We start from the raw sequence: 1,246 nt of genomic DNA on the forward strand, positions 1-1,246 counted from the left end.
AGTTCGGCTACGACAAGGAACTCACCGACCAGGTCCTGATGTCCCTGGTGCGGCCCCTGTACGAGAAGTACTTCCGGGTCGAGGTGAAGGGCGTCGAGAACATCCCGGCGGACGGCGGTGCGCTGATCGTCGCTAATCACTCGGGGGCGCTGCCGCTGGACGGCGTGATGATGCAGGTCGCCGTGCACGACAACCATCCGCAGAACCGGCATCTGCGGCTCCTGGCCGCGGACCTCGTGTTCATGCTGCCGGTGGTCAACGAGCTGGCGCGCAAGGCCGGCCACACGCTGGCCTGTGCGGAGGATGCGCAGCGGCTTCTGGAGCGGGGCGAGTTGGTCGGCGTGATGCCGGAGGGGTTCAAGGGCATCGGCAAGCCGTTCAGCGAGCGGTACAAGCTCCAGCGGTTCGGACGTGGCGGCTTCGTCTCGACGGCGCTGAAGGCAGGCACACCGATCGTGCCGTGCTCGATCGTCGGGGCGGAGGAGATCTACCCGATGATCGGCAACGCGAAGACCCTGGCGCGGCTCCTTGGCTTCCCGTACTTCCCGATCACGCCGACGTTCCCGTGGCTCGGCCCGTTGGGTGCGGTGCCGTTGCCGACGAAGTGGACGATCCAGTTCGGCGAGCCGATCCCGACGGACGGCTTCCCGCCGGAGGCGGCCGAGGATCCGATGTTGATGTTCAACCTGACGGATCAGGTGAGGGAGCAGATCCAGCACACGCTGTACAAGCTGCTGGTGCAGCGGAGGTCTGTGTTCTTCTGAAGCCGGCCGCGGCCCGGGGGAAGTTCCCGTAGGGACATACGGCATGGGGACATACGTGAAAGGGGGCAGTCACCGGATTTCGGTGGCCGCCCCCTTTCACGTAACACGTGACGGAGTGACTAGTCCGCGTCCTCGCTGTCGATTCCCAGGCCGGGCAGCAGGCCTGGGAGGAGGGGCGGGAGGGTGACGTCGGGCTTCGGGGTGGTGTGTCTGCCTTCGGACGGGGTGGGACTGGTGTCCTCCTTGGGCGGGTCGAGGAGGCCGCCGGTGGTGTCGCCGAGGAGGCCGTCGTCGTGGGTTCCGGAGGAGGACGGGCGGGGTTTGCCCGAGCTGTCCTGGTGGCCGTGCGGGCTTCCGCCGGCCGTCGGGGTGGAGCGGTCGTCGCCGGAGGAGCCGGGCGTCCTGTCGTGGACGCTGGGCTGTCCGCCGGTGCGGCCGTCCTTTTCGGGGGCCTGCGGGAGCAGGGACCGCAGCGGGTCGAC

General features: G+C 68.3%; 1 protein-coding gene and 1 pseudogene. One reads left to right on the plus strand and one right to left on the minus strand.

All coding sequences use genetic code 11. The features are described from left to right. Nucleotides 1–764, plus strand: a 764-nt coding sequence (locus ACWD4P_RS38320; RefSeq protein WP_449782836.1) for a lysophospholipid acyltransferase family protein, incomplete at its 5' end; no start/stop codon positions are given. 119 nt (nucleotides 765–883) lie between these two features. On the opposite strand, the pseudogene ACWD4P_RS38325 reads toward ACWD4P_RS38320, so the two are convergent. Beyond that, nucleotides 884–1,246, minus strand: a pseudogene (locus ACWD4P_RS38325) (DUF5667 domain-containing protein); the annotation flags it as partial.

The sequence above is a fragment of the Kitasatospora sp. NPDC002543 genome (assembly GCF_053594915.1).